Raw genomic sequence first — 21,813 nt, forward strand, 5'->3', positions numbered from 1 at the left:
CAGGCTAGACGTCGAGATTGGCGACGGTGAGGGCGTTCTCCTGGATGAACTCGCGGCGCGGCTCGACAACGTCGCCCATCAGCTTGGAGAAGATCTCGTCCACCTCGGACACGTCGCCGATCTTGACCTGCAGCAGCGTGCGCACGTCGCGGTCGAGCGTCGTCTCCCAGAGCTGCTCGGGGTTCATCTCGCCAAGGCCTTTGTAGCGCTGCAGCGAGAGCCCCTTGCGGCCGGCCTCGTAGATGGCGTCAAGGAGCGTCTTGGGGCCATGGACGGTCAGCGTCTCCGACTTGCGGCGCAGCTTGGTGCCCGAGCCGTAGACCTCGGCCAGATGCTTGCGCTTCTCGTTCAGGCGGCGCGCATCCAGGGATGCGAGCAGCGCGCGGTCGAGCGCGTGAACCTCGGTCACGCCGCGCACCTCGCGGCGGAACAGGAAGCCGTCGTTGCCGTAGACGCCGGACCAACCCTTCTCCGTTTCCTCGGCCACCTCGTTCAAGCGCGCGGCGACGGTGGCGGCCGCAGCGTTTGCGGAGGTTGCCGATTGCAGGAGCGTCGGGTCGAACGCGCCGGCGATGGCCGCCTGCTCGACGATGGGGCGCGCGTAGCGCGAGTGGAGCTGATCGATGAGGCTCGTGATGCCGCGTGCCTGCTCGACGATGTCGCGCAGGTCCTTTCCGGCACGCTCCTCGCCGCCAGCGACGAGGACGTTGTCCTCGAGCCCGCTGTCGATGAGGTAATCCTCGAGCGCGCGCAGATCCTTGAGGTAGGTGCCGCTTTTGCCGCGGCTCACCTTGTAGAGCGGCGGCTGGGCGATGTAGACGTGACCTTTCTCCACCAGCTCCGACATCTGCCGATAGAAGAAGGTCAAGAGCAGCGTGCGGATGTGGGCGCCGTCCACGTCGGCGTCCGTCATGATGATGATCTTGTGGTAGCGCAGCTTCGAGAGATCGAAGTCGTCGCGGATGCCGGTGCCGAGGGCGCCGATGATGTTGGTCACCTGCTCGGAGGAGAGCATCTTGTCGATGCGTGCGCGCTCGACGTTCAGGATCTTGCCGCGGATCGGCAGCACGGCCTGATATTCGCGCTTCCTGCCCTGCTTGGCGGAGCCGCCGGCCGAGTCGCCCTCGACGATGAAGAGCTCCGTGTTGGCGGCATCACGATCCTGGCATTCGGCGAGCCCACCGGGCAGGCGCATGCCGTCGAGCGCACTCTTTCTGCGCGTGAGCTCGCGCGCCTTGCGCGCCGCCTCGCGGGCCAGCGCGGCCTCGACGATCTTGCCGACGATGGCTTTCGCCTCTTTCGGGTGCTCCTCGAACCAAGCGGACAGCTCCTCGAAGACCACACTCTCGACGACGGGCTTCACTTCGGACGAGACCAACTTGTCTTTGGTCTGGCTCGAGAACTTCGGGTCCGGAACCTTGACGGAGAGCACACAGGTCAAACCTTCTCGCGCGTCCTCGCCCGAGAGGTCGACCTTCTCCTTCTTGGCGATGCCGCTGTCGACCGCGTACTTGTTGATGACGCGGGTCAGCGCGCCGCGGAAGCCTGCGAGATGCGTGCCGCCGTCGCGCTGCGGGATGTTGTTCGTGAAGCAGAGCACGTTCTCGTGGTAACTGTCGTTCCACCACAGCGCGACCTCGACGCCGACGCGATCCTTGTCGGTGCGGATCATGATGGGCTCGGAAATGAGCGCCTGCTTCGAGCGGTCGAGAAAGCGGACGAAGGCCGATGTGCCGCCGTCGTAAACGAACTCCTCGCGCTTGATGTCCGCATGGCGCGCGTCGGTCAGCACGACCTTGGCGCCGGAGTTCAGGAACGCCAGCTCGCGCAGGCGATGCTCGAGCGTCGCGTAATCGAACTCCACCTTCGAGAAGGTGGCCGTGCTCGGCAGGAAGGTGACCTCCGTTCCCCGCTCGTCCTTGGCGTCGCCCACGACTTTCAAAGGACCGGCCGCGGCGCCGTCGCGGAACTCGATCACATGCTCCTTGCCCTCGCGCCAGATGCGCGCACGGAGCCATGTCGACAACGCGTTGACGACGGATACGCCGACGCCGTGCAGGCCGCCGGACACCTTGTACGAATTCTGGTCGAACTTTCCGCCGGCGTGCAGCTCCGTGAATACGATCTCGGCCGCCGAGCGCTTCGGATCGTGGTCGTCGTCCTGCTTGATGCCGGTCGGGATGCCGCGACCGTCGTCGCGCACGGTGCAGGAGCCGTCGGGATTGAGCGTGACGTCGCAAACCTTGGCGTGCCCCGCCAGCACCTCGTCGATGGCGTTGTCGACGACTTCGTAGATCATGTGGTGCAGGCCCGAGCCGTCATCGGTATCGCCGATGTACATGCCGGGGCGTTTGCGCACGGCCTCGAGGCCTTTCAGCATCTTGATGCTGTCGGCGCCGTAGTCTTCGGGCGCGGGTGTTTTCTTAGCGGGTTGAGCGCTCATTCGGTGCCTGTCGCGACGTTTCTCGTGATTGGTTTCAAGTCTATCATATGACGGCCTCGAACGGCGCAAAAAAGCGCGAAAAACGGCCACCCGCCCACGCTTATTTTCCGTTTTATTTCAATTAATTGACTTGGTGCGTCCGCAAGTCCACCCGGCATTAGCCGGAGCGCGTGAGCGCGCCGTCCGCCACACGCCAAAACTGGGCCTTTCCCGTCAGACTCGAAAAGGCTTGACTGTCGGTTCCCGTCATCCAGGCCTGGGTGCCGAGGCGTAGCAATTCCTCGAACAGCGCAGCGCGGCGATCCGCATCGAGATGAGCCGTGACCTCGTCGAGCAACAGCATGGGCGCCAGGCCGTCGCGGCGCGCCCTGACCAGCTCGGCATGCGCGAGCAGGAGGCCGATCAGGAGCGCCTTCTGCTCACCCGTAGAGGAATGCTTTGCCGCCGTGGCCTTGGGGCCGTGCGTCACGACAAAGTCGCTGCGGTGCGGGCCGTCGAGCGCACGTCCCGCGGCGCGGTCGCGCTCGCGCACGTCGCGCAGGAGGCGCGCGTATGCATCCTCCACGTCGACGGCGGCGCGTTGTGAGAGATCGCGATCGATGGCTCCTTCGAGATGCGCCAGGCTCCAAGGAAAGGGGCTCGCGGGATCGCGTACGCGACGGGCGGCGATCACGGATGCGAGGGCCGCGACGGCCTCCGCGCGCGCTGCCGCCACAGCGACCCCCATCTCCGCCATGACAACCTCGAGACCGTCGAGCTGGGCGCCGCGTGTCATGCCATCCGAGAGCAGGCGATTTCTCTGCGCCATGGCGCGCTCAAAACGGCCGGCGCGCGTGCGATGGCCGGAATCGAAGCAAACGATGAGGCGGTCGAGAAAGCGGCGTCGCTCGGACGCCGGCCCGGTGAAGAGCCCGTCGGTGGCGGGCGTGACCCAGACCATTTCAACGTACTCGCCGAGAGTGCCGGAGCCGGACTTCGTCTCGCCGTCGATGCGCACGATGCGGCTCGTCGCGCGGTCACTCTGCATCGCGGCCGCGGCTTGTCCGGTGCCGATGGTGACGGGACCGATCGCGGTGTGAACGAGCGCCGACACCGACCAGCTGCCATCGCCTCCGGCCCAGGCAAGATCGGCGAGGGGGGCCTGGCGCAAACCCTGTCCCGGGGCGAGGAGGGAGACTGCTTCGAGAATATTGGTCTTTCCGGACCCGTTGGGGCCGGTCAGCACAACCGGATCCGGGCCGAGCTCCATGGCGAGCGCCGCATAGTTGCGGAAGCCCGTCAGCCCTAGTCGCTCGATCCAGAGGCGGGGCGCGGCTTGCGGCGCGGATGAAGCTTCTGTGTCGGAGGCTTGCGACAAACCTACACGCGCATCGGCATCAGGACGTAGAGCGCCGTCAGATCCTCGGCGCCGCGGATCATGGTCGGCGAGCCGGGATCGGCCAACAGGAAGCGGGCCTCATCGCCTTCGAGCTGGCCGGCGATGTCGAGCAGGTACTTGGCATTGAAGCCGATCTCGAGCGGCGAGGCGGTGTAGTTGACGCCAATCTCCTCGGTGGCACTGCCGCCCTCGGGATTGTTGACGGAGAGCACGAGCTTGCCCTGTGAGATGTTGAGCTTCACGGCGCGCCCGCGCTCGCTGGCAATGGTGGAGACACGATCGACGGCGCTTATGAAGTCGGCGTTGGCGACGCGCAGCTCCTTGTCGTTGCCTTGCGGAATGACGCGGCCATAGTCGGGGAAGGTGCCGTCGATGAGCTTCGACGTCAGCGTCACGGAGCCGATCTCGAAGCGCACCTTGGATGCCGAGACCGCAACCTTGACGGTTTCGGCGCTTTCCTCGATCAGGCGATGCAGCTCGTGCACCGTCTTGCGCGGAATGATCACGCCGGGCATGCCCTCGGCGCCCTTGGGACGCGGAAGCTCCGCCTGGGCGAGACGGTGGCCATCGGTGGCGACGGCGCGCAGCGTCGGCGTTTTTCCGGCATCGGCGATGTGGAAGTAGATGCCATTCAAATAGTAGCGCGTCTCCTCGGTGGAGATGGCGAAGCGCGTCTTGTCGATCATGCGCTTCAGGTCCTTCGCGGCGACCTCAAAGGTGGTCCCGAGATCGCCGGCGTTGAGATCGGGAAAATCCTCGGGGCCCAACGTTTGCAGAGCGAAGCGGGCCTGTCCGGCGGCAAGGGTCAGGCGCTCCTTCTCGGCGTCGCGGCGAATGTCGACCTGACTGCCTTCGGGGAGCTTCCTCACGATGTCATGCAGGATGTGGGCGGGAACCGTGACGGCGCCCGGTGCTGCGACCTCGGCGCGGACCTCCTCGATCACCTCGCGCTCGAGATCCGTCGCCTTGAGCTCGAGCGCCTGGCCGGATGCCTTCAACAGCACGTTAGAGAGGATCGGAATGGTCGTGCGGCGCTCGACGACGCTCGTCACATGTCCGAGCGCTCTCAAGAGTTCACCGCGTTCGATCACAAGCCGCATCGTTCGCCTCGACGTTTTTCCGCTTCCCAGTGAAGCACGAGATCGCAGGTGGACAAAAGGTAGCCCGACGTCCTCCGATACGCGGATGGATGAATAGCCCAGCTTTCGTCATGGATGAAAGTAATGGCGTGGAGGCACAACTTGCCCCGATTGCGCCTTGAATTTCAAGGGGTCCTGCGCCGTTGTTCGCGCATTCCGTTGCTCGGCGCACGCTTTTGATGCGGACCTGCCAATAAACATCGGGAGCAGCATCGTTAGACGCCGCTCCCGCCCCGCTAGAGCGCGGCGCCGATCTCCCTCGTCACACCGCACCCCGTGCCTAAACTCTCAATTATGTCAGTCCATTACACCTAGTGGGATATGAGCTTCTTCAACTCGTCAATTTCATCTCTGAGGCCGGCATCCCCAGCGATCACGGTCTCGATCTTGCGAATTGCGTGCAGAACGGTCGTGTGATCGCGATTGCCGAAACGGCGGCCGATCTCGGGCAGCGAGCGGTGGGTCAGCTGCTTGGCGAGGTACATGCCGATCTGGCGCGGCCAGACCACCGAGCGGTGACGGCGCTGCGACAGCAAATCGCCCTTCGAAACACCGAAGTGACGCGAGATGATGCGCAGGATGTCCTCGATCTTGATGCGGCGCGGCTCGACGCCCTGGAACAGGTCGCGCACCACACTTTCGGCGATGTCGGGCGTGATGGGCGCCCGCATGTGTTGCCATGTGAGGTAAAGCCGGTTCACGGCGCCTTCGAGTTCGCGGCCGCTCTCCGTCAGCCGGCTGGCCAGGATATCCACGACCTCGCGCGACAGCTCGAAGCCGGGATCGGCCGCGCGCTTCTCGGCGATGCGCTGATCGAGAACGCGCTGGCGCAGCTCATGATCGAAGCCGCCGATCTCCGCCACCAGACCGCGCTGAAGACGCGAGCGCATGCGCTCGTTTAAGCGTTCGATCTGCGCCGGATGGCGTGCCGAGGCAACGACAACCTGGCGACCGCCGTCGAGCAGGGCATTTATAATGTGATCGAACTCCTGCTCGGTCTTCTCGCCCTGCATGAACTCGAGGTCGTCGATGAGCAGAATGTTGATCGAGCGGAACTTCTCCTTGAAGGAGAGCGGATCCTGCGCCCGGAGCGCCTCGACGAACTGATAGCGGAAGCGCTCGGCCGTGAGATAGAGCACCTGCGCGTTCTCGGCGCGACGCTTCACTTCCCAGGCGATGGCCTGCAGAAGGTGCGTCTTGCCAAGGCCTACCGACGAATAGAGGTAGAGCGGATTGAAGGCGGGATTGTCCGTCAGCACCGTCTCCGCAACCTGAATGGCACCAGCGTGGGCCATGCGGTTCGCGGGGCCGACGACGAAGTTGTCGAAGGTGTGATGCGGATCCAAAGGCGAGCCTTCGAAGCCGTCGACGCTGGTGCGTCCGGCCACGGGGCGGATCGCCGGCATCCGCACGGCTTCGGAAATGCCGATGGCGCGCGGCTCGGCCACCGCCTCACGCGCGGTTTTCAGCGGCTCGACCTCACGGCCGACACTGCGGGCCGCGTTGGAGCCCGGCTGGCGAACCGAAACCGAAACCTGCTGAGCGGTCTTGAACTCCGCTTTGCAGCACTTCAGGAGCTCCTCCATGTAGTGCGACTCGATCCACTTGCGGAGAAACACGACAGGCACCGAGACCTTGACGGTCTTGCCGTCGAAGGAATCGAACTCGAGCGCCTTGAACCAGCTCACATAGATGTCTTCGCCGAGGCGTGCGCGCAGCATGGCTCGCACTTTCAATCCCTTGCCTTCGGCGCTGTCGCCCTCGGCTGCGGTTTTCGCATCACCGACGACCAGATCGCCCGACGGCGCACGCATGGCCCGTTCAGGCGCAGAAAAAGATAGCTCCGCTTTCGAGATGGCTTGCATTTCTTCTTACCCCGCACTTGTTACGCCTGCCTTCCGCAAAGGCAGACAGTCCTTGGCTTCGCCCGTTCGCCCAAACGAGCCCGGCCAGTCCCTTGAGACGCTCTATCCCTGCCGCCAGGGCAGCCCGGCTGCTTTCCAGCCCGCGACTTGTCCTCGTTTCTGGGTGGGATCGAGAGGACCCTCGAAGCCATCCGCCACGTTGCGGCAGCGCGTATAGCCAGCGCCCGCCATGGCAATCGCAGCCGACCGGCTGCGCGCCCCCGACCGGCAGACGAAGAACAGCTCAGCGTCCTTCGACACACCGGCACCTTCGAGTTGGCTCGACAGCTTTTCGACGAAGTCCGGGTCAACCCGGTTGTCGGGAAACGTCTGCCACTCGACGGTCAACACACGCTTGTTCAGCGTGCCGAGATCAGGAGTCCCGACAAAGGTCCATTCCGCTCGAGTCCGCACATCGACCAGAACAGACCCCGCGTCAGCTCCAAGACGCGCCCAGGTTTCATCCACAGGCACATCCTCAATATTGACGCGATCGGCCAAACCCTTACCCTCAACCCTCAATGCCGAACTCAGGATTAGCGTCCCGAACTGGCACAGTTAATCAAAACAACTATCAGTATTGATCAGTAAAGCAGCACCGGCACCCTGCTAAAACCAGCAGGATACTTGTACTCCACTGAAGTACCGAAGATTTCAGGATGACGCTACGCAACTAAACCCTGAGTCCGGGCGGGGCGATACTAGGCATTAACAGCCCGTCCAGCCCCGTCGCGCTGACAGGGACTCTTTTAAGGGGTCTTTAACCTCTTAGCAAGCGCCGGGATGGGTGGAGAAAGGGCCCCAGAGTGCGGGGACGAGCGGTGGGTGCAACGTGGAAAACTTGAGTCCTCTCCACAGGACCAGTGGGGAAACTCGTTGAGGCTAAAGCTTAATTGGAAGCGGGAAAGAGCGGCCGATTTTGAAATGCGGCAAACCTATGACACGCCGTTGGAGGCCACTTTTTTGTTTGGCGGGCGGGGCGGCGAGAGGGGCGCGCGGGGAGCGATGGATTGGCCCCCGGCCGGTCACCCTCATGAATCCGTCACTTAGAGGGGAGATCGGAGGGCCGGCGATTCTGCCGCGCGGCCTTCCATGTGGCGAACAGAGCACACTCATTTTGCGGACGATCGGGTTCGCGAAATGAGTGCGGGAGAAAGCGGGCGTCAGCCCATCGCCTTGATGCGCTGCGCGAGACGAGACACCTTGCGGCTCGCCGTCTTGGGATGCATCACACCCTTCTGAGCGGTGCGCACGAGCGAGGGTTGAGCCGTCTTCAGCGCTGCAATTGCAGCGTTTTTATCGCCGGAAGCGATGGCTTCCTCGACCTTGCGAACATCCGTCTTAACGGCCGAGCGACGGGTCTTGTTGACTTCCGTCCGGCGCACCATCTGGCGCGCGGCCTTCTTTGCCGACTTGGTATTTGCCATCGAGGCTGTCCTTCTTTTTGGGCCTTCCCACTGTCGGGCGGCTCCATGACTTTGCTGTGACTTGCTGACAAATGTGTCTGCGCCTTCGCCCGATCCGCAGCCCGCTCTCTCGATCGCGGACACGCTCCCAGCCGTGCAAGCGCAAGCTCAAATGCGTTCACCGCCCGGAACACGCGTCCCGAGCGGCGTTTCGGTTGGACCGGCGATTTGCGTTTCAGACCGACTAGGGTCCGGAACGATCGCGGTCCGGTGGCCCGTCTATAACGGCGAGGCCCCTGGCCGGTCAACGGATTTGGCCGGTTTTCGGGCTTTTCGGCCGCGACAGAGGGTCAGTTCTCCTTCCATTTGATGGAGCAGCCCATGGAGGGCACCTGCTCGGCCGGGCCATGGCCCGTCTCAGCGACGGTTTTCATGGCCTCGAAGAGCTCCCGACGGCTCCCCGAAGGGGCGGGGTTGCGGCCGCTGGCGTCCAATCTGCCCCGATACTGGAGGCCGAGATCACGGTTAAAGCCGAAGAAGTCGGGCGTGCAGACGGCGCCGTAAGCCCGTGCCACATCCTGGCTCTCGTCATACAGATAGGGAAACGGGAACCGGCGCGTGGCCGCCTCTTCTTTCATGCGCGGGAGGCTGTCCTCGGGATAGGTCAGCGCATCATTCGATGAGATGGCGACCGTCCCGATGCCGTGGGCGGTAAGGTCGCCGGCGTCGCGCACAATGCGGTCGATGATGGCTTGCACATAAGGACAGTGATTGCAGATGAACATGACCAGGGTGCCGTTCGGGCCCTTGAGCTCGTCGAGACTGTAGATCCTGCCGTCCGTCGCTGGCAGCCGAAAGGCCGGGGCCTTCCAACCGAAGTCGCAAATAGGCGTCGTTTCGGCCATTTCGTCCTCTCCTATGCTCGGCGAGCATCCTGGCCCTGCGCTCTTAACGCTCGCGAGCGAGTCCTGGAGCCTGCGCGAGACAGTTGCGGGAGCGGAGCTTAGAATTCCCTTGCTCTCCTAACAAACGAGGGTTTCAGGGGGAATGGATCAGGCGCGCACGAAGGGGCCCGCAAAACGACGAGCCGCGAGAACGGTGCCGCTGCGTGTCCGGATGCGCGCCGGGCACGGCGCCGTGCGGCGGGCGCTCCATGTCCAATCCACCTGGCGGCGGCGGATCTACGAGATCATCGAAATCGGACATGGCGACAGCCTCGCAAGCCGCGTGTTCGATACGGCGATCGTCGCTCTGATCCTGCTCAACATCGCGGCGTTCGTTGCCGAGACGGTGCCGTCGCTCTCGGCCGCCTATGGCCCTTACTTCCAAGCCTTCGAGATCTTCTCGGTCGCGGTCTTCAGTATCGAGTACGGCCTCCGGCTGTGGACCGCGGTCGAGGTTCCGTTTCTCAAGCGGCTGCCGGCATGGCGGGCCCGTCTCAAGCTGGCGCTGAGACCTGCCTTGCTGATCGATCTCGCAGCGATCCTGCCGTTCTTCCTCAGCATGCTGCTCAACATCGATCTCAGGGTGCTGCGGGCGCTGCGGTTGCTCCGCTTCTTCAAGCTCTCGCGCTACTCGCCGGCCATGCACACGCTTTTGCGCGTCGTCGTCAACGAGCAACGGGCGCTGATCGGCGCCGGCCTGCTGCTGACCACGGTCGTGCTTTTCGCTTCCACCGGCATCTACTACATCGAAGGCTCGGTGCAGCCCGACAAATTCGGGAGCGTGCCGGATTCGGCGTGGTGGGCCATCGCGACGCTGACGACGGTGGGCTACGGCGACATCACGCCGATCACGCCGCTCGGGCGCGTCTTCGGCTCGGTGGTGATGGTGATTGGTCTCTGCATCCTGGCGCTTCCGGTCGCTATCATCTCCGCCGGATTTGCGCAGGAGCTCGGGCGGCGCGATTTCGTCGTCACGTGGTCGCTGATGTCGCGCATCCCGCTGCTCGCAGAGCTCGATGCGAGCGCGGTCGAAAAGGTCATGCCGCTCTTGCACGCGCACAACCTGCCGCCGAACATCGAAGTTCTCGGCGAAGGAGCGGAGGGTCACGCGATGTATTTCGTGGCCTGGGGGCAGGTGACGCGAACCCTTTCTGGCTCGGTGGAGACGTACGCGAAGGGAGACTTTTTCGGCGTGGTGGCCATGCTGGAGCAGGAGCTGACGCAGGGCTCTTTCGTCACCAAGACGAAATGCAGGCTCTTGAAGCTGCACCGCGAGGATTTTCACCGGCTCGAGATTGCCAGCCCCGAGATCGGCATCCACCTCAGACGCAAGGCGCAGGAGCGGCGCGACGCGGCGAGCAACGCGACGGATCGCAGCGCATAGAGCGCGTCACGAGCCAAGGTGGACGAAGCTCAATCCGTCTCCGGCAAAGACGCGGGCGCGGGCGCTCGCCTCCTCGGGATCGCCGGTGGTGAGCAGCTGGAGGCGCCCCCCCGGGGCACTGTCACCCTTGTAGTGCGGATGGCGCGAGAGGTAGTCCTCGAGACTATCGGCGACAATCTCAGGCTGCGAGAGGATGCGCGTTGCAGACGGCAGATGGCGCCGGAACAAATGCTCGACAAGCGGAAAATGCGTGCAGCCCAATATCGCGCGGTGAGGCGGCTCGCCACCGGCCTCGCGCATGGCACCGTCGATACCGGCGACGACGAGGCGCTCGAGATCGGCTTCCGTCTCACCCTCCTCGATGGCGCCTGCCAACTCCGAGCAGACCTGCTGCAGCACGGTGACCTTGGGGCAGCGCTTTCGGATCTCCTCTGCGTAGACGTTGGAGGCGATGGTGCGCGTGGTGCCGAAGACGGCAATGCGGTCGGTCAGGAATTTCTGCGGATACTGGGGCGTGGTGACGGCCCACGGCGTTTGCGTTGCCGCCTCGACGGTCGGCGCGACAATGCCGACGACGTTGTGGCCGGCGGCCTTCCATGCCGTCGCGGGTAGCCAGGCCGTCTGCAGGCGGCGCGCAGCGACGGCGGTCGCCGTATTGCAGCCGAGGAGCACCAGCTTGCAGCCGCGCCGGAACAGGTGCTCGACGCCAGCGCGCGTGAGATCGATGATCTCCTCGGACGGGCGGTTGCCGTAGGGGACGTGTGCGTGGTCGCCAAGGTAGACGAAAGGCTGCTCGGGAAAGCGCGCCGTCAATGCGCGGAGAACCGTGAGCCCGCCGAGGCCGGAATCGAAGACACCAATCATGGGGCCCCTTGATTGCCCGGAAGCGTCCCGGCGGTCAACCCGGGTGCTATTCAGCCGCTTCCGAAGGCGGCCGGCCAGCGCGGGCGGCTTCCTGGTCGGCGGTCTTCAGCGCATCGAGGCTCGGCATGGAAATGGTGCTGTAGCCGCAATCGACGAAGTGCACCTCGCCCGTCACCGCCGCCGAGAGATCGGACAGCAGATAGAGCGCGGATCCGCCGACGTCATTCAAGCTCGGCGTACGGCGGAGCGGCGAGTGCTCCTTCTGGAAATTGAAGATCACGCGGGCATCCGACACGCCGGCACCGGAGAGCGTGCGCATGGGGCCAGCAGAGAGTGCGTTGACGCGGATATTCTGCGGGCCGAGATCGGCGGCGAGGTAGCGCACGGATGCTTCGAGCGCGGCCTTGGCAACGCCCATGACGTTGTAGGAAGGGACCGAGCGCGTGGCGCCGCCGTAGCTCAGTGTCAGGAGAGAGCCGCCATTCGGCATCAGCGCCATGGCCCGCTGCGCGATCTCCGTGAAGGAGAAGCAGGAGATCACCATGGTGTTGGCGAAGTTGTCGCGCGTGGTGTTGACGTAGCGGCCCGCGAGCTCGCGCGGATCGGAGAAGGCTAGCGCATGCACGACGAAGTCGAGACTGCCCCACACTTCCTTCACCTTGGCGAAGACGTTGTCGACGGTGGCCAGATCCTGCACGTTGCACGGCTCGATGATCTCGGCGCCGATGGACTTGGCGAGCGGCACCGCGCGGCGGCCGAAGGCGCCATCCTGATAGCTGAAGGCCAGCTTTGCGCCTTGGCCCGCGAGGGCCCGCGCGATACCCCAGGCGATCGAGCGGTCGTTGGCGACGCCCATGATCAGGCCGCGCTTGCCCGCCATCAGCGGACCGGGAATTGCAACATCAAACTCGGCCATGGATGACCTCACACTCATACCAAAATGGCGGCCAGTTTCGAACCAGCCGCGTCCGTTTCTATAAACCTTCATGCCGGGCCATCTTTCGAAGGGGGCGAATGCCTCCTCGGACGGCGCCGTGCAAGCCTTCAGCCGCCGTATCGGTTAAAGATCAACGTCGCATTTGTTCCGCCAAAACCGAAACTGTTCGACATCACACAGTTAAGCTCGGCGTTGTCGATGCGACTCCGGACGATCGGCATATCCTCGAAAGCCGGGTCCAGCTCCTCGATGTTCGCGCTTTCGCAGATGAAGCCATTGTTCATCATGAGCAGCGAGAAGATGCTTTCCTGCACGCCAATGGCGCCCAGTGAATGTCCCGTAAGGGACTTGGTTGCAGAAATTTTCGGGATCTCGGTACCAGCGAACACCTCGCGGATGGCCTCGATCTCCTTCTGATCACCGACCGGCGTCGCGGTGGCGTGGGGATTGATGTAGTCGACCTTGCCAACGCCCTTGCCGTCGAGGCCCTTCATGGCGAGACGCATACAGCGCACCGCGCCTTCGCCCGACGGGGCCACCATGTCATAGCCGTCCGAAGTGGCGCCATAGCCCACGATCTCGGCGTAAATCTTGGCGCCGCGAGCCTTGGCGTGCTCCAGCTCCTCGAGCACAAGTACGCCGGCACCGCCGGCGATGACGAAGCCGTCGCGGTTCTTGTCGTAAGCGCGGCTCGCGGTTGCCGGCGTATCGTTGTAGCGGGTCGACATGGCGCCCATGGCGTCGAAGAGAACCGACAACGTCCAGTCCAGCTCCTCGCAGCCGCCGGCGAAGATCACATCCTGCTTGCCCCACTGGATCAACTCGGCCGCATTGCCGATGCAGTGCGCCGAGGTCGAGCATGCCGACGAGATGGAATAATTGACGCCCTTGATCTGGAAACTCGTCGCGAGTGCAGCGGAGGGTCCCGAGCACATTCCTTTGGGCACCTCGAAGGGCCCGACCTTCTTCGGGTCCTTCTCGCGCGCGGTGTCGGCCGACCAGACGATGGCGCGCGTGGAGGGACCACCCGAGCCCACGACGATGCCGGTGCGCTCGTTGACGATGTCGCCCTGCTCGAGCCCCGCATCGCGGATCGCGTGATCCATGGCGATATAGTTCCAGCCCACGCCCGCTTCCATGAAGCGTTTGGGCTTGCGCGGAACCTGAGATTCCCAATCCAGCTTGGGATCACCATGCACCTGGCAGCGGAACCCGAGCTCAGCGTATTTTTCGGCGCGAACGATTCCGGATTTGCCCTCTCTGAGGGAGGCGAGCACCTCCTGAGTCGTGTTCCCGATCGAGGACACGATCCCCATGCCGGTGACGACCACACGTCTCATCGACAACCCCTTCCTCGCCCGCCTGCCGTAGTCCCGAACGCCATCTTATACGTATTTTCCGCTGCGCTACCGGCTCAAACGGCGGCCGGCGCTTCCCCTGCCTCGAACAGGCCGACGCGCATGTCGGTCGCCGTGTAGATCACCTGGCCGTCCGCCTTCATCACACCATCGGCGATGGCGAGCTTCAGGCGGCGCAGAATCACACGCTTCAGGTCCACCACATACTCGACCTTCTTGACCGAAGGGAGAACCATGCCGGTGAATTTTACCTCGCCGACGCCCAGAGCGCGGCCACGTCCAGGCGCACCAAGCCAGCCCAAGAAGAAACCGGTGAGCTGCCACAGGGCGTCGAGCCCCAGACAACCCGGCATAACCGGATCGCCTTGGAAGTGGCACTTGAAGAACCAGTCCAACCTCGCGTTGCCCTCGACGGCAAGCTCAGCCACGATCTGGCCTTTGTCGTGCGTGCCCTGGTTTTCGGAGATATGCGCGATGCGGTCGAACATCAACATGGGCGGCAGCGGCAATTGCGCATTGCCCGGGCCGAACAGTTCGCCGCGCCCACACGCCAACAAATCCTCATACTCATAGCTAGAACGGCGCTCGGCCATCGATCAGCTTCGTCCCTCTCACACGTGCCAGTCCCCCGGCTGCGCCATGCTCGGCGCCGCCTGATGCCCTGCGTGTCACAGCGCGGTCATCAGTTGCGGGGACGACATCTTTCCAGACACACGCAAAGCCGCGTTGTCCTAGCACATCCGACTGACGTTCAATCGATAATCAGGGGCACCGTCAAGTCGCCCAATGGAAAAGGTGACGTATTGTCCAAAGCACAGGACGGCGGGGTTTTGCTATCCTATGCTTCGGCTACGGGTCGAAACTCCCCCCAAAACAGCACCTTGGAGGGCGGGTTGCGATCCAGGCGCACTGCTTCTATACTGACGTAGTTGAGGAATCCGGTCCCGATCGCCGTCAGGCTGCTTCGCGAAGAGCTTGACTGCTAGGGCCTATACAGCGACCGTTGGCACGTGATCACGGGCATGAACGAAGACATTTCCGACGATTTGACATCGGGCGATGACAGTCTGGCCGAAGCCGGGCTTGCACCCCTTCAGTCCGCCATTGCGAAACGGCTGAGGGAGGCGGGTCTGCGCCCGACGCGCCAGCGCGTGACGCTCGGAATGCTGCTGTTCGGCGGCGAGGACCGGCACGTCTCGGCGGAGATGCTGCATGCGGAGGCGCTGACCGCGGGCGAGCATGTGTCTCTCGCGACCGTCTACAATACGCTGCACCAGTTCACCGGCGCGGGTCTTCTGCGCGAGCTCGCCATCGACGGCGGAAAAGCGTACTTCGACACCAATACCTCGAACCACAACCACTTCTTCATCGAGGCGGATGGCGAGTTGATGGATATCCCGGGCGATTCGATTCGGGTCGACGGACTGCCCGAGCCGCCCGAAGGCATGAAAGTCAGCCACATCGACGTCGTCGTGCGGCTGGTGCCGAAGGGCTGATCCCGCCCCTCGCGATTGGCCATTACTTCACGATCTCGTTCGGGTAGACGCCCCAGAGCTGTTTCTGGGGCAGATAGCCGCGGAACCGATCGATCGTCACGCTGCACCAAAGCCCATCGCACGTGTGGATGTTGGCCACGACGCCCGCCTCGACGATGGCGACGGCGCGCGAACGCTCGCTGTCGCTGTTGCGCACGGGGATTTGCGGGACAGGCTGGTCGGGCTTCTTGTCCCATGGCGTGATGAGGGCGGTGCGCCGCCCGGACAAGAGCGACTGCGAGACCCATCCCGTCGCCCCCTCGGAATCCCGCACCTGGCGCCAGCCCTCGAACTCCTTCAACACCTCCATCGGCAGACCGGCCTGCCGATAGACCCAGGACGTCGGATACTCGGTTCCCGGGCCGGAGCGCAGGTTGACCCGGTCCGCCTTGAGGCTCACGAACCGCGGCAGAGGCAGGCCGCTTCCGCTGCTGCCGGCCGCCGGACCCGCGGCAGCCGGATCGGCGGGCGCTGGCGTTTCCGCACCTCCTGCTGAAGCCTCGCCAACTCCTAAGAGCGCGGACAGCATTGCCAACCAAACGGCCTTTCGGCTCCTCAAACGCATTGTCCGCTCCACACCGCCCTCGGCCCGGCGTTTCCGGCCCCCCAGACAATCCATGACTTTGTCACGGGCGTGACCTTCTGTTAGACACACCCCAGACCTCGAAATACCCCGCCGGTGGAAGAGATATGCCCAACCCTCAGAAGAAGCCAGTCGTCATCGTTACGCGGAAGCTGCCCGACGTTGTAGAGACCCGAATGCGCGAACTCTTCGACGCCCGCCTCAACGCCGATGACAAACCGCTGACGCAAGCGCAGCTCGCAGAGGCCGCGAAGACGGCTGACGTGCTGGTGCCGACCGTCACCGACCGGATCGACCGGGCGGTCATCTCGCAGGCCGGGCCGCAGCTGAGGCTGATCGCCAACTTCGGCACCGGCGTCGACAACATCGACCTCGATACGGCGCGCAACCGGGCGATCACCGTCACCAACACGCCCGGCGTGCTGACCGAGGATACGGCGGACATGACCATGGCGCTGATCCTCGCCGTGCCGCGGCGGCTGCCCGAGGGAGCGGCGTATCTCAAGGACCCGAAGACGAAGTGGGCCGGCTGGTCGCCGACGTGGATGCTCGGCAACCGTATCTTCGGCAAGCGCCTCGGCATCGTTGGCATGGGCCGCATCGGACAGGCCGTGGCTCAGCGCGCCAAGGCCTTCGGACTGCAGATCCACTATCACAACCGCAAGCGGATCGCGCAGGCGATCGAGCAAGACCTCGAGGCGACCTATTGGGAGAGCCTCGACCAGATGCTGACGCGCATGGACATCGTGTCGATCAACTGCCCGCATACGCCCGCGACCTACCATCTGCTTTCGGCGCGACGCCTCAAGCTGTTGAAGCCCACGGCCTATATCGTCAACACGGCGCGCGGCGAGGTGATCGACGAGAACGAACTCGCCAGGCTGATCGAGGCGGGATCGATCGCGGGCGCGGGGCTCGACGTCTACGAGCACGAGCCGGCAATCAATCCGAAGCTCATCGCTTCCGACCGCGTGGTCGCGCTGCCGCACATGAGCAGCGCCACCATCGAAGGGCGCATCGACATGGGCGAGAAGGTGATCATCAACATCAAGGCGTTCCTTGACGGACACGCGCCGCCCGACAAGGTGCATCCCGCGATGTTCTAGCGGGATGCTCGCGCGCGCGAAGGCCGCGCTCACGCCATGTAGTGGGCGACGACGGCGATGTAGAAGGCGAGCGTAGCCAGGTAGCCGGCGACCAGCCAGTTGCGGCCCGAGGGCGTGATGGGCTCCGCGCGCCGCTTCGTCTTTCCCGACCGCAAGAGCATGGGTGCCGTCAGCACGAGAAGCGCCGTCAACACATACCATTCGAGATAGACCGAGGCCCCGACACCCAGGATCAGGGCCAGCATGTTGATGATCGCAACGATGTCCGGATCCGAGCTCGAGAGCGCCGAGTCGAGGACATGGCCGCCGTCGAGCGGCAGGACCGGCGCCAAGTTGATACCGTTGAGAATGGCGCTGACGAGGGCCAAATGCTGGAACAGCGGCTCGCCGGAGAGGGCCGCGGCGAAGACGAAAGCCCCGGTCGTGATGAGGCTGAAGCCCGGGCCCATCAGTGCCACGAAGCCGCGCTCCGCTTCGCTCCTGTGAGGGGCAGCAGATACCGCGACGCCCCCGAAAAATGGAATGAAATAAATGCCTTGCACCGGAAGTCCGACCCAACGCATGGCGACGGCGTGGCCGGCCTCGTGGATGAGCAAGAGCACGAGGAGCATGGCTGCAAACATCCAATCGAAGAGATAGATGAAGCTCGCGTAGGTGAGAGCACCGGTGAGAAGCGCGGAGAAGATCTTGCTCGTGGGCCGCGCTGGCGCGCCGGCGAGCGCCTCGCAATGGTCGCGCAGGCGGCGCCCATTGTGGCGGGCCCCGAGCGGGATGAGAACGCGGCCGAGGAAGTTGTCGTGCGTGAGCTCGTGCACCGTGGTCAGCACCGTGCTGTCGCTCTTGTCCTCGAATTTGCAGCCGACGAAGTAGTCCCGCCCGAGCGCGATGCTGGGAGCGCTGCCTTCTTTCAGGACCTCGATCAGGAGCGCCTCCTGCGGCCTGCTTTCGATTTGCCGATAGGCCATCGGAACGACCATCTCGCCGTAGCTCACCGTGCCCTCGTAAACATCCGAGGTGCCGGGGCGGAGCGCCGTCTCGATCTCCATGCGGGGAGGGCCTTCGAAGACGATCTTGTTGGCCGACGATGCCTGCCAAACGATGGCGCGTGGCGCCCTGATATCGATGGAGGTGACGTAGCTCCGGCGGTGGCGGCGCAGAAGCGCGTCCACCGTGCCGCGCAACAGGAAAAACAGGCTCCAGAACAGGTCGGCAAGGAAGGTCATCGCGCGGCTCTCCGGCTCCGGGCGCTGCAGCAGCCGGCGCGTCACCCGATAGCTCATGATCAACTCGAAATCGAGCTCAGGTCATGGCGGAGAAAGCGGCATCATTCTGTCACGGCGGGAACAGGCTCACCGGGCTTGTGGATCGAGAGATCGGCAATCGTCGGGGTGTCGCCGGTGAGCGGGTTCTCGGGATCCCACGCGATGCGCATGGTCTCGAAGCGCGGCTCCTTCGCATCGTAGAGCAAGAGGCGGCCGGCCAGGCCCTCACCGACGCCCGTCAGCTCCTTGATCACCTCGGTCGCCTGCAGCGCACCGATCACGCCCACCACGGATCCGAGGACGCCGACCTCGGAGCAGTTGGGCACCGTGCCCGGCGGCGGGGCCTCAGGAAAGAGGCAGCGGTAGGTGGGATAGGGCTTGCCGTCCGCTGTGTTGGCGAAGGGCTTCAGGGTGGTGAGATAGCCGTCGAACGGACCGACGGCGGCATGAACGAGCGTGCGGCGCGCGAAATAGCACGCGTCCGAAACGAGGTAGCGAGTCGCGAAGTTGTCCGATCCGTCGGCAACGATGTCGAAGCGCGAGATGATCTCTGCCGCGTTTCCGGCGTCGAGGCGCGCGCGGAATGTCTCGACCGCAACATGCGGATTGAGGCGCGCCAGGGTTTCCTCGGCACTCGCCACCTTCGGCGTCCCAACCGACGACGTCGCATGAACGATCTGGCGCTGAAGGTTGTCGAGCGAGACGTCGTCGTCGTCAATGACGCCGATGGTGCCCACGCCGGCGGCCGCAAGGTAGAGCAGCACCGGACTGCCGAGACCGCCGGCGCCAACCACGAGCACGCGCGCAGCCTTGAGCTTCGCCTGGCCCTGCCCGCCGATGTCGTGCAGCACGAGGTGGCGCTTGTAGCGTTGAATTTCGTCCGGTGTCAGTGTCATGCGGTTTCCGTCCGGCGGCCTTGTGCCGAAGATGGGAAGTCGCGGGGGGGTCCGTCAACCCGGATCGGCGCCTGCCGATGTTGCTCCGGCGGCCTTGCCGGGCCCGGCGCGCGTTATGGCCGGTGCTGACCAGGGTCCATGAATTTTGAACACATCCTGGGACCCGGCCGAAGGATCCGCCGCCGGGGCCACTGTGACGCCCGCGACGGAGATCTCGAGATCAACGGCACTGTTGTCGACGTCGACGGCCCCGGACGCGACAATCCTGCGGTCGTTTGTTGCCGCTTCGACGGTGTCAGTGGTCAAGACGCCTCGAAATGCGGTGAAATTGGCCGTCAAACTGCTCAACGTCGTCGATCCAGCTCCGACCGCCCCCCAGCCCGCGACGGGAGCCGATGCGGTCGCAGCCGCCGGCAGGGCGGCGAGATCCACGCCGATGCGGCCTCCTTCGCTCATTTCAAGCGACAGCTTGCCCGCAAGCGATTTCTTTACGGCGACTTCGCTCGATCCGGCTGCGCTGAGGTCGAGCCTGATGTCGCCGGATCCGTCGATCACCGTGGGACCGAAGTACGGAGCAACGACCGTTGCGAGATCGATGTCGCTCATTTCGGCACGCAGTGTGTAGCGCGGATCGGAGCCTGTCGCATCGACGGTAAACTGGCCTTCACCGCGACCGCCCTGCTCCAGCTCGAGCTCGGCGAGCTCACCATAAAGCTTGCCGCCCTTGACGGAGAGGCTGGCGGCGCAGCGCCCGAGGCGATCGGGGCCCCGCACCACATTACCGGCCGAGAGGCGGATGTCGGCATCCATGTCGGTAAGGAACGAGCGCGAGGCGAGACCGGGGATCGGAATGGCCGAAAGCCAGCTCGAGGCCAGCGCGATCGCATAAGGACGCGACGGGGAGGCATAGTATGGCGCGACGTCGAAGGTGGCGAACGCCAGCGTGCCCTCAAGAGAGGGGCGCTCGGCGCCGAGCTTCATCATGAGCGTTCCCGTCGCGGCATTGCCGTCGAGGTTGAACTCGGCGTGCTCGAACGAGACCAGCCGCTCCTCAAGCGTGAGCAGGCCCTTGGCGGTGAAGGCGCCGAGACCCGGTCCATCGGGCCACGAGGCGCCGAGCCAATCCGCAAAGCCGCGCAAGTCCGAAACGGCAAGCTCGGCGTTCTCGGCTACGATCTGCCCGTGATCGGTCTGCGACAGGCGGCCATCGAACGAGGCCGTCGCCAGCCCTCCCTTGGCGGAGGCTCGAACCTCGATCGGGGGTGCCGGCGTCCTTTCCGTACGCTCAAAGGCTGCGTCGATGTCCAGGCGCTCGCCGCGGTACTCGATCTGCCCTTTGGCGCTCACGAGACCGCGACCGGCGGGCACAATCTCGATGTTGAGGACGCTGATCTCCTCCGGCGCGCCGCGACCGGTGTCGATGGCAACGGTCGAATCCAGAATGGCGAGACTGCGGAAGTTGAAGCTCGACAGAGACGCCACGACAGGCTGCAGGTCGGCCGGAGCCGCACCCAGCTCGGCCTTGGCGGGCGATCCCGCGAGGCCCGTCACTCCCGCCCTCCGGTCGACAACCAGCCTGGCGCCGTCGAGGACGAGATCCGCGCCGCCGCCGAGCACCAAGGTGCGCAAAAGGGCGCCAACCCGGCTTTCGGCAGCGGGGCTCACAAGTGCAACCGTGCCTTTTTCGAGCACGACCGAGGGCGAAGCAAACAACGACAGAGGCGCATTGATGGTGACGGCATCGCGGGAGTCGGCGCGAACGATGGAGCCGGGTATGGGCTCGCCCCGGCGTGCGCCGATTATCACCGGAGCGACGAGCGCAGCTGTAATCGCGCCGAACAATACGGCCACGACAACGAGCGGGCGACGCCTGTCAGCTTTGCCAGTCATAAGACCGCTGTCCCGCGATGGAGGGTTTCAAAGCGTGAGAGGTTTACTCGAGATGCCGACGGTCCCAGGGGCCGACAACGCTTAATCTTCTTACTGAACGCAATCCGGGTGCGCAATACATCGCAACGACCAGAATGCGTGTCAGAGCAGCAGAAAAATTCATATCTTCAGATGCATAGGACCTCACTCCCAAATTCGTAGTTGTTCCGCTCAGTGACGGATTCCCGGAGCAGGAGGCCCTCTACCGCTCGCTCGCAACAAACGGCGAATAAGCGGCGAAAATTCGGCGACATAAAGACGTTGGCCGAAGCTGAACGTCAGGCAACAAAAAAAGGGCCGCGCGAACGCGGCCCTCGTGTGCAGCACGTGCGGCTCGTTCAATCGAGCTTGAAACGCACCTGCTCCGGCTCGTGACCCGGCATGGTCAGGGAAATCACGACCGTCGTACCCTTGCCGGCATTGAAGCCGCCCGAGCCCTTGAGGCCGTTGCCGCCAGCCGGCGTCAGCGTAACCTGCTCGGTCTTGCCGTCGGCAAGTACGGTCGCCGTTGCCTTGGCGGCGCTTGCGTCCTCGGCGTCGCCGTCCTCGTGCGTCACGTAGAGCTCCAGCGCGCCGCCTTTTGCGACGAGCTCGAGATGATGGTGGCCGGTGTGCTCGACGATGCCGCCGTGCTTGGCGGCGTGGTCGTGCGCCTTTCCGTGGTCATGACCCTCATCGGCGAGCGCAATGCCCGCTCCAAAGGCCAAGGCCGCCAGCGACAGCGCAAGTTGTCTGATCATCAAGG

Annotated in this window: 19 protein-coding genes; 3 read left to right on the plus strand and 16 right to left on the minus strand. The window is 64.3% G+C overall.

The features are described from left to right. Positions 1 to 4: 4 nt before the first annotated feature. The 7 genes from gyrB to QZV93_RS02980 form a co-directional block, all read right to left on the minus strand. Positions 5 to 2,443 (minus strand): DNA topoisomerase (ATP-hydrolyzing) subunit B, encoded by a 2,439-nt coding sequence (gyrB, locus tag QZV93_RS02950; protein ID WP_295555820.1) that lies wholly within the window; start codon positions 2,441 to 2,443, stop codon positions 5 to 7. A 157-nt stretch (positions 2,444 to 2,600) separates the two neighbouring features. Continuing rightward, positions 2,601 to 3,800 (minus strand): DNA replication/repair protein RecF, encoded by a 1,200-nt coding sequence (recF, locus tag QZV93_RS02955; protein WP_295555822.1) that lies wholly within the window; start codon positions 3,798 to 3,800, stop codon positions 2,601 to 2,603. 2 nt (positions 3,801 to 3,802) lie between these two features. Then, positions 3,803 to 4,921: a DNA polymerase III subunit beta gene (gene dnaN / locus QZV93_RS02960; RefSeq protein ID WP_295555824.1), complete on the minus strand. Its 1,119-nt coding sequence runs from the start codon at positions 4,919 to 4,921 to the stop codon at positions 3,803 to 3,805. A 350-nt stretch (positions 4,922 to 5,271) separates the two neighbouring features. Beyond that, on the minus strand, positions 5,272 to 6,774 hold the full coding sequence (gene dnaA / locus QZV93_RS02965; protein ID WP_295555826.1) for a chromosomal replication initiator protein DnaA: 1,503 nt from the start codon (positions 6,772 to 6,774) through the stop codon (positions 5,272 to 5,274). Positions 6,775 to 6,927: 153 nt separating this feature from the next. Then, entirely contained in the window at positions 6,928 to 7,365 is a 438-nt protein-coding gene (locus QZV93_RS02970; RefSeq protein ID WP_295555828.1) for a rhodanese-like domain-containing protein, read from the minus strand. A 662-nt stretch (positions 7,366 to 8,027) separates the two neighbouring features. Next, a complete protein-coding gene (gene rpsT, locus QZV93_RS02975; protein WP_295555829.1) occupies positions 8,028 to 8,291 on the minus strand; it encodes a 30S ribosomal protein S20 in 264 nt (87 codons plus the stop codon). A 329-nt stretch (positions 8,292 to 8,620) separates the two neighbouring features. Then, the gene (locus tag QZV93_RS02980; RefSeq protein WP_295555831.1) at positions 8,621 to 9,175 is read right to left on the minus strand and encodes a thioredoxin family protein; all 555 of its coding nucleotides are present in this window, start codon (positions 9,173 to 9,175) and stop codon (positions 8,621 to 8,623) included. A 193-nt stretch (positions 9,176 to 9,368) separates the two neighbouring features. Here QZV93_RS02980 and QZV93_RS02985 point away from each other — a divergent pair, with 193 nt between their 5' ends. Continuing rightward, the gene (locus tag QZV93_RS02985; RefSeq protein WP_295555832.1) at positions 9,369 to 10,598 is read left to right on the plus strand and encodes a cyclic nucleotide-gated ion channel; all 1,230 of its coding nucleotides are present in this window, start codon (positions 9,369 to 9,371) and stop codon (positions 10,596 to 10,598) included. Between the two features lie 6 nt (positions 10,599 to 10,604). Here QZV93_RS02985 and QZV93_RS02990 read toward each other — a convergent pair whose 3' ends face one another. From QZV93_RS02990 to fabA, 4 genes are all read right to left on the minus strand, one after another. Beyond that, positions 10,605 to 11,462, minus strand: coding sequence for an aspartate/glutamate racemase family protein (locus QZV93_RS02990; protein ID WP_295555834.1), 858 nt, complete (start codon positions 11,460 to 11,462; stop codon positions 10,605 to 10,607). Positions 11,463 to 11,508: 46 nt separating this feature from the next. Beyond that, positions 11,509 to 12,378 (minus strand): enoyl-ACP reductase FabI, encoded by an 870-nt coding sequence (gene fabI / locus QZV93_RS02995; RefSeq protein WP_295555836.1) that lies wholly within the window; start codon positions 12,376 to 12,378, stop codon positions 11,509 to 11,511. Between the two features lie 128 nt (positions 12,379 to 12,506). Continuing rightward, complete coding sequence (gene fabB / locus QZV93_RS03000; RefSeq protein ID WP_295555838.1) at positions 12,507 to 13,739, minus strand: beta-ketoacyl-ACP synthase I; 1,233 nt, start codon at positions 13,737 to 13,739, stop codon at positions 12,507 to 12,509. 74 nt (positions 13,740 to 13,813) lie between these two features. Next, positions 13,814 to 14,350: a 3-hydroxyacyl-[acyl-carrier-protein] dehydratase FabA gene (gene fabA, locus QZV93_RS03005; RefSeq protein ID WP_295555839.1), complete on the minus strand. Its 537-nt coding sequence runs from the start codon at positions 14,348 to 14,350 to the stop codon at positions 13,814 to 13,816. 429 nt (positions 14,351 to 14,779) lie between these two features. On the opposite strand from fabA, the gene irrA reads away from it, so the two are divergent. Continuing rightward, positions 14,780 to 15,253 (plus strand): iron response transcriptional regulator IrrA, encoded by a 474-nt coding sequence (gene irrA, locus QZV93_RS03010; protein WP_295555840.1) that lies wholly within the window; start codon positions 14,780 to 14,782, stop codon positions 15,251 to 15,253. Positions 15,254 to 15,275: 22 nt separating this feature from the next. Here irrA and QZV93_RS03015 read toward each other — a convergent pair whose 3' ends face one another. Continuing rightward, the gene (locus QZV93_RS03015) at positions 15,276 to 15,857 is read right to left on the minus strand and encodes an SH3 domain-containing protein (RefSeq protein ID WP_295555842.1); all 582 of its coding nucleotides are present in this window, start codon (positions 15,855 to 15,857) and stop codon (positions 15,276 to 15,278) included. A 125-nt stretch (positions 15,858 to 15,982) separates the two neighbouring features. On the opposite strand from QZV93_RS03015, the gene QZV93_RS03020 reads away from it, so the two are divergent. Beyond that, the gene (locus tag QZV93_RS03020; RefSeq protein WP_295555843.1) at positions 15,983 to 16,981 is read left to right on the plus strand and encodes a D-glycerate dehydrogenase; all 999 of its coding nucleotides are present in this window, start codon (positions 15,983 to 15,985) and stop codon (positions 16,979 to 16,981) included. 29 nt (positions 16,982 to 17,010) lie between these two features. Here the strand turns inward: QZV93_RS03020 and QZV93_RS03025 are convergent, their stop codons facing one another. The 4 genes from QZV93_RS03025 to QZV93_RS03040 all read right to left on the minus strand — a co-directional run bounded on the left by QZV93_RS03025 (position 17,011) and on the right by QZV93_RS03040 (position 21,808). After that, positions 17,011 to 18,261 (minus strand): site-2 protease family protein, encoded by a 1,251-nt coding sequence (locus QZV93_RS03025; RefSeq protein WP_295555844.1) that lies wholly within the window; start codon positions 18,259 to 18,261, stop codon positions 17,011 to 17,013. A gap of 44 nt (positions 18,262 to 18,305) precedes the next feature. Beyond that, on the minus strand, positions 18,306 to 19,139 hold the full coding sequence (moeB, locus tag QZV93_RS03030) for a molybdopterin-synthase adenylyltransferase MoeB (protein WP_295555846.1): 834 nt from the start codon (positions 19,137 to 19,139) through the stop codon (positions 18,306 to 18,308). Between the two features lie 54 nt (positions 19,140 to 19,193). Beyond that, complete coding sequence (locus QZV93_RS03035; RefSeq protein ID WP_295555848.1) at positions 19,194 to 21,029, minus strand: AsmA-like C-terminal region-containing protein; 1,836 nt, start codon at positions 21,027 to 21,029, stop codon at positions 19,194 to 19,196. A gap of 377 nt (positions 21,030 to 21,406) precedes the next feature. Then, the gene (locus QZV93_RS03040) at positions 21,407 to 21,808 is read right to left on the minus strand and encodes a hypothetical protein (RefSeq protein WP_295555850.1); all 402 of its coding nucleotides are present in this window, start codon (positions 21,806 to 21,808) and stop codon (positions 21,407 to 21,409) included. Between the last annotated feature and the right edge of the window lie 5 nt (positions 21,809 to 21,813).

Origin of the sequence: uncultured Hyphomicrobium sp., assembly GCF_902826555.1 — a bacterium.
GTDB lineage: Bacteria > Pseudomonadota > Alphaproteobacteria > Rhizobiales > Hyphomicrobiaceae > Hyphomicrobium_C.

What these genes read in the sequence shown, in the direction of transcription:
- gyrB (WP_295555820.1), bottom strand. Translation starts at nt 2,443, where the DNA reads ATGAGCGCTCAACCCGCTAAGAAAACACCCGCGCCCGAAGACTACGGC.
- dnaN (WP_295555824.1), bottom strand. Translation starts at nt 4,921, where the DNA reads ATGCGGCTTGTGATCGAACGCGGTGAACTCTTGAGAGCGCTCGGACAT.
- dnaA (WP_295555826.1), bottom strand. Translation starts at nt 6,774, where the DNA reads ATGCGTGCGCCGTCGGGCGATCTGGTCGTCGGTGATGCGAAAACCGCA.
- rpsT (WP_295555829.1), bottom strand. Translation starts at nt 8,291, where the DNA reads ATGGCAAATACCAAGTCGGCAAAGAAGGCCGCGCGCCAGATGGTGCGC.
- QZV93_RS02980 (WP_295555831.1), bottom strand. Translation starts at nt 9,175, where the DNA reads ATGGCCGAAACGACGCCTATTTGCGACTTCGGTTGGAAGGCCCCGGCC.
- QZV93_RS02990 (WP_295555834.1), bottom strand. Translation starts at nt 11,462, where the DNA reads ATGATTGGTGTCTTCGATTCCGGCCTCGGCGGGCTCACGGTTCTCCGC.
- fabI (WP_295555836.1), bottom strand. Translation starts at nt 12,378, where the DNA reads ATGGCCGAGTTTGATGTTGCAATTCCCGGTCCGCTGATGGCGGGCAAG.
- fabB (WP_295555838.1), bottom strand. Translation starts at nt 13,739, where the DNA reads ATGAGACGTGTGGTCGTCACCGGCATGGGGATCGTGTCCTCGATCGGG.
- fabA (WP_295555839.1), bottom strand. Translation starts at nt 14,350, where the DNA reads ATGGCCGAGCGCCGTTCTAGCTATGAGTATGAGGATTTGTTGGCGTGT.
- irrA (WP_295555840.1), top strand. Translation starts at nt 14,780, where the DNA reads ATGAACGAAGACATTTCCGACGATTTGACATCGGGCGATGACAGTCTG.
- QZV93_RS03015 (WP_295555842.1), bottom strand. Translation starts at nt 15,857, where the DNA reads ATGCGTTTGAGGAGCCGAAAGGCCGTTTGGTTGGCAATGCTGTCCGCG.
- QZV93_RS03020 (WP_295555843.1), top strand. Translation starts at nt 15,983, where the DNA reads ATGCCCAACCCTCAGAAGAAGCCAGTCGTCATCGTTACGCGGAAGCTG.
- QZV93_RS03025 (WP_295555844.1), bottom strand. Translation starts at nt 18,261, where the DNA reads ATGAGCTATCGGGTGACGCGCCGGCTGCTGCAGCGCCCGGAGCCGGAG.
- moeB (WP_295555846.1), bottom strand. Translation starts at nt 19,139, where the DNA reads ATGACACTGACACCGGACGAAATTCAACGCTACAAGCGCCACCTCGTG.
- QZV93_RS03035 (WP_295555848.1), bottom strand. Translation starts at nt 21,029, where the DNA reads ATGACTGGCAAAGCTGACAGGCGTCGCCCGCTCGTTGTCGTGGCCGTA.
- QZV93_RS03040 (WP_295555850.1), bottom strand. Translation starts at nt 21,808, where the DNA reads ATGATCAGACAACTTGCGCTGTCGCTGGCGGCCTTGGCCTTTGGAGCG.